We start from the raw sequence: 5,644 nt of genomic DNA, 5'->3' as shown, positions 1-5,644 counted from the left end.
AGCTTGGCACCGACCCTATCTCACAGGGGGCAACCCCCAACTACTTCCGGCGTGATGAGACTTAACTACTGTGTTCGACATGGGTACAGGTGTATCTCTCATGCTATTAGCACCAAACTTACTTGCTGAATGTTTTAATTCTATTTGAACACTCAAAACTGAACAACAATTTCTAGCATAACTTCAATAAACTTTAAGCATACTTTAATAGTGGAAAGTCTAGCTTTCGCTTTCACTTTCCTACTCTTAGGTAAAGTCCTCGAGCTATTAGTACTAGTCCGCTACAAGTATCACTACTCTTACACTTCTAGCCTATCTACCTGATAATCTCTCAGGGCTCTTAATTCTTACGAATGGGAAATCTAATCTTGAGGTAGGTTTCACACTTAGATGCTTTCAGCGTTTATCCTTTCCCTACATAGCTACCCAGCGATGCCCTTGGCAGAACAACTGGTACACCAGAGGTAAGTCCATCCCGGTCCTCTCGTACTAAGGACAGATCCTCTCAAATTTCCTACGCCCGCGACGGATAGGGACCGAACTGTCTCACGACGTTCTGAACCCAGCTCGCGTGCCGCTTTAATGGGCGAACAGCCCAACCCTTGGGACCGACTACAGCCCCAGGATGCGACGAGCCGACATCGAGGTGCCAAACCTCCCCGTCGATGTGAACTCTTGGGGGAGATAAGCCTGTTATCCCCAGGGTAGCTTTTATCCGTTGAGCGATGGCCCTTCCATGCGGTACCACCGGATCACTAAGTCCGACTTTCGTCCCTGCTCGACTTGTTGGTCTCGCAGTCAATCTCCCTTATACCTTTACACTCTACGCATGATTTCCAACCATGCTGAGGGAAACTTTGAGCGCCTCCGTTACTCTTTAGGAGGCGACCGCCCCAGTCAAACTGCCCAGCAGACACTGTCTCCCCACGCGATTAGCGTGGCGGGTTAGAGTAGCCATTACACAGGGGTAGTATCCCAACAATGCCTCCTCGAAAACTGGCGTCCTCGATTCAATGGCTCCTACCTATCCTGTACATGTGCAACAGATACTCAATATCAACTTGCAGTAAAGCTCCATGGGGTCTTTCCGTCCTGTCGCGGGTAACCTGCATCTTCACAGGTACTAAAATTTCACCGAGTCTCTCGTTGAGACAGTGCCCAAATCGTTACGCCTTTCGTGCGGGTCGGAACTTACCCGACAAGGAATTTCGCTACCTTAGGACCGTTATAGTTACGGCCGCCGTTTACTGGGGCTTCAATTCATACCTTCGCTTGCGCTAAGCACTCCTCTTAACCTTCCAGCACCGGGCAGGCGTCACCCCCTATACATCATCTTACGATTTAGCAGAGAGCTGTGTTTTTGATAAACAGTCGCTTGGGCCTATTCACTGCGGCTCTACTCACGTAGAGCACCCCTTCTCCCGAAGTTACGGGGTCATTTTGCCGAGTTCCTTAACGAGAGTTCGCTCGCTCACCTGAGGCTACTCGCCTCGACTACCTGTGTCGGTTTGCGGTACGGGTAGGTTATAATTAAACGCTAGAAGATTTTCTTGGCAGTGTGACATCAGATACTTCGTGCAATTAAGCACTTCCCCATCACAGCTCAATCTTAATATCCGTAAGCATTTGACTCACGGAAAACCTCACTGCTTAGACCAGAATCCATTAACTGGCACATCTTAGCCTACTGCGTCCCTCCAATCACTATATAACCTAGTACAGGAATATCAACCTGTTGTCCATCGGATACGCCATTCGGCCTCTCCTTAGGTCCCGACTAACCCAGGGCGGACGAGCCTTCCCCTGGAAACCTTAGTCTTACGGTGGACAGGATTCTCACCTGTCTTGCGCTACTCATACCGGCATTCTCACTTCTATACGCTCCAGCACTCCTCACGGTATACCTTCGTCGCTGTATAGAACGCTCTCCTACCAATTAAATAAATTTAATTCCATAGCTTCGGTAATATGTTTGAGCCCCGGTACATTTTCGGCGCAGGATCACTCGACTAGTGAGCTATTACGCACTCTTTAAATGGTAGCTGCTTCTGAGCTAACATCCTAGTTGTCTGTGCAATCCCACATCCTTTTCCACTTAACATATATTTGGGGACCTTAGCTGATGGTCTGGGCTGTTTCCCTTTCGACTATGGATCTTAGCACTCACAGTCTGACTGCCCAACGCATGTCTATGGCATTCGGAGTTTATCTGAGATTGGTAATCCGAGATGGACCCCTCACCCAAACAGTGCTCTACCTCCATGACATTCTAGTTGGACGCTAGCCCTAAAGCTATTTCGGAGAGAACCAGCTATCTCCAAGTTCGTTTGGAATTTCTCCGCTATCCACAAGTCATCCAAACACTTTTCAACGTGTCCTGGTTCGGGCCTCCAGTGCGTCTTACCGCACCTTCACCCTGCTCATGGATAGGTCACATGGTTTCGGGTCTAAATCATGATACTATAACGCCCTATTAAGACTCGCTTTCGCTACGGCTCCGCCTCTTCAGCTTAACCTCGCATCATAACTTAACTCGCCGGTTCATTCTACAAAAGGCACGCTCTCACCCATTAACGGGCTCGAACTTGTTGTAGGCACACGGTTTCAGGTGCTATTTCACTCCCCTCCCGGGGTTCTTTTCACCTTTCCCTCACGGTACTTGTTCACTATCGGTCACTAGAGAGTATTTAGGGTTGGGAGATGGTCCTCCCAGATTCCGACGAGATTTCGCGTGTCTCGCCGTACTCAGGATACTGCTAGGTATATATTTCATTTCGGATACGAGGCTATTACTCTCTTTAGCTTACCTTCCCAGGTAATTCTCCTATAAAATATAAGGCCACATTGCAGTCCTACAACCCCAATAGATAAATCTATTGGTTTGCCCTTATTCCGTTTCGCTCGCCGCTACTTAGGAAATCGCATTTGCTTTCTCTTCCTGTTGCTACTTAGATGTTTCAGTTCACAACGTCTTGCCTCATAAGTGCTATGTATTCACACAAATGATAGTAGCCATTAGCTACTGGGTTCCCCCATTCGGATACCTGCGGATCATCGCTTACTTACAGCTCCCCGCAGAATTTCGTAGTTAGTCACGTCCTTCGTCGCCTTCTAGTGCCAAGGCATCCACCGTGCGCCCTTATTAACTTAACCTTTAAATTGATACATTTAAGTATCGTGGTAATAAGTATTGAGTATTCTCATACTCACGCTTTTTTTGTCCAGTTTCAAGCCACTTAACTTTTTCACTGTTCAATTAACCCCTTTGAACTTCGTTCAAAGTAAATAAACGGCTAATCTTCACTACTCAAATGTTAATAACGTCGCTTGAAATCTTTCATTTTAGCAAGTTTTCATTTAAGAAACTCTTACTCGGTTTATTTCTTGTTATTATTAGAAATTGTTATTCAGTTTTCAATGATCAAATCCTATTTTTACGTCTTCGTTGACATTAAGATAACTGAACTTCAGTATCTTAATGGAGCCTAGCGGGATCGAACCGCTGACCTCCTGCGTGCAAAGCAGGCGCTCTCCCAGCTGAGCTAAGGCCCCCTGTTTATCTCTAGTTTACAAAAGACAAACTTCAACTCTTGTCTAAATCATAAACCTCTCAAAACTAAATAAAACAGAAACTACCTAAGCACACTTATCCATGAATTGCCTAAGCAATCATTTTTCCTTAGAAAGGAGGTGATCCAGCCGCAGGTTCTCCTACGGCTACCTTGTTACGACTTCACCCCAATCATCTATCCTACCTTAGACGGCTGCCTCCTAAAGGTTAGCCCACCGGCTTTGGGTATTACAAACTCTCGTGGTGTGACGGGCGGTGTGTACAAGGCCCGGGAACGTATTCACCGCGGCGTGCTGATCCGCGATTACTAGCGATTCCGACTTCATGTAGGCGAGTTGCAGCCTACAATCCGAACTGAGATTGGCTTTAAGAGATTAGCTTGCTGTCACCAGCTTGCGACTCGTTGTACCAACCATTGTAGCACGTGTGTAGCCCAGGTCATAAGGGGCATGATGATTTGACGTCATCCCCACCTTCCTCCGGTTTATTACCGGCAGTCTCGCTAGAGTGCCCAACTAAATGATGGCAACTAACAATAAGGGTTGCGCTCGTTGCGGGACTTAACCCAACATCTCACGACACGAGCTGACGACAACCATGCACCACCTGTCTCCTCTGCCCCGAAGGGAAATCCTATCTCTAGGACGGTCATAGGGATGTCAAGACCTGGTAAGGTTCTTCGCGTTGCTTCGAATTAAACCACATGCTCCACCGCTTGTGCGGGCCCCCGTCAATTCCTTTGAGTTTCAACCTTGCGGTCGTACTCCCCAGGCGGAGTGCTTAATGCGTTTGCTGCGTCACTTAGGGCTGGATAGCCCCAAACAACTAGCACTCATCGTTTACTGCGTGGACTACCAGGGTATCTAATCCTGTTTGCTACCCACGCTTTCGAGCCTCAGTGTCAGTTACAGTCCAGAGAGCCGCTTTCGCCTCCGGTGTTCCTCCATATATCTACGCATTTCACCGCTACACATGGAATTCCACTCTCCTCTACTGCACTCAAGTCTCACAGTTTCAAATGCATACAATGGTTGAGCCACTGCCTTTTACATCTGACTTATGAAACCACCTGCGCTCGCTTTACGCCCAATAAATCCGGACAACGCTTGGGACCTACGTATTACCGCGGCTGCTGGCACGTAGTTAGCCGTCCCTTTCTGGTTAGATACCGTCACTTAGTGAACTTTCCACTCTCACTAACGTTCTTCTCTAACAACAGAGTTTTACGATCCGAAAACCTTCTTCACTCACGCGGCGTTGCTCGGTCAGACTTGCGTCCATTGCCGAAGATTCCCTACTGCTGCCTCCCGTAGGAGTCTGGGCCGTGTCTCAGTCCCAGTGTGGCCGTTCACCCTCTCAGGTCGGCTATGTATCATCGCCTTGGTAGTCCTCTACACTACCAACTAGCTAATACAACGCGGGTCCATCTTTTGGTGTAGCAATTGCTACTTTCAAATGTTAGACATGTGACTTACATTCTTATGCGGTATTAGCTATCGTTTCCAATAGTTATCCCCCTCCATAAGGCAGGTTACCCACGCGTTACTCACCCGTTCGCTACTAAAGATTTAATGAAGAGTAAACTCTTTACTTAAATCTTCCGTTCAACTTGCATGTATTAGGCACGCCGCCAGCGTTCGTCCTGAGCCAGGATCAAACTCTCATTAATGATGTTCTATTACTAAAACATCGGCTTGCTTTTTTGTCCGTTAATTTCTTAACGATTTATTGTCGAATTGACAGTTCTGTTGCTTATCGCTAAACAACTGCTGTACTTGGTTCGTTTCTGTTTTATTCAGTTTTCAAAGGTCTATTTGTCGCCTCAAGAGACAACTACTCTAGTCTACCAGAAGTTTTTACTCCTGTCAACACTTTTTTCTTAAATAATTTTTTTTATTTATGAAAGTTCGTGTTGCAAATTTAGTACTTTATTATCTTATCAAAAATTTTTTTGACTGTCAACAACTTTTTTTGCTTTTTTTTACTTTTATCATTCGAAAGTGATAATGTCCTAAGTAGGTCGAAACATAAAATGTCCCAAATGTTAAACTAAGACTTATGAAAAGGATATTA

General features: G+C 46.4%; 1 tRNA gene and 3 rRNA genes. All 4 read right to left on the bottom strand.

Annotation, left to right across the window (positions count from 1 at the left end):
- Position 1: 1 nt before the first annotated feature.
- Positions 2-117: ribosomal RNA gene (gene rrf / locus Hs30E_RS10295) — 5S ribosomal RNA — on the bottom strand.
- Positions 118-247: 130 nt separating this feature from the next.
- A 23S ribosomal RNA gene (locus tag Hs30E_RS10290) occupies positions 248-3,153 on the bottom strand.
- Between the two features lie 326 nt (positions 3,154-3,479).
- Positions 3,480-3,552 (bottom strand) — tRNA-Ala (locus Hs30E_RS10285).
- Positions 3,553-3,683: 131 nt separating this feature from the next.
- Positions 3,684-5,240, bottom strand: a 16S ribosomal RNA gene (locus tag Hs30E_RS10280).
- Together the 16S, 23S and 5S rRNA genes with 1 tRNA gene alongside form the textbook arrangement of a ribosomal RNA operon.
- Between the last annotated feature and the right edge of the window lie 404 nt (positions 5,241-5,644).

It is taken from the genome of Pseudolactococcus hodotermopsidis (genome assembly GCF_011170085.1).
Lineage (GTDB): Bacteria > Bacillota > Bacilli > Lactobacillales > Streptococcaceae > Pseudolactococcus > Pseudolactococcus hodotermopsidis.
This window is presented reverse-complemented; position numbering and strand designations above follow the sequence as displayed.